Consider the following 253-nt stretch of genomic DNA (forward strand, 5'->3'; position numbering starts at 1 on the left):
AACCACCACGAAATCAGAAAACTCCGGCAACCGGGTGAGCCACTTCTCCCGCGCCCAATCCGATGCCTTGGGCATGGTCAGAGCGTGTTCTGTCGCCATCAGAATCACCTGCCTCATCCCAGGTCGGGAGATCACAGGCGCAGCCAAGGCAACCGCTGTGGCCAGGTTCTTCCCCTTCCGATCCTGGCGCTTCCATGCCGGAAGTTGAGTTCCATAGGCTTCGGCCCATTTCTCCGCGATGCCACCCACCTTC

General features: G+C 60.1%; 1 protein-coding gene. It reads right to left on the reverse strand.

From position 1 onward, the window contains the following. On the reverse strand, window positions 1–253 hold a 253-nt coding region (locus IV91_RS18750; RefSeq protein ID WP_035418866.1), incomplete at both ends, for a hypothetical protein.

This window comes from Ferrovum myxofaciens (assembly GCF_000735045.1).
Classification (GTDB): Bacteria; Pseudomonadota; Gammaproteobacteria; order Burkholderiales; family Ferrovaceae; genus Ferrovum; species Ferrovum myxofaciens.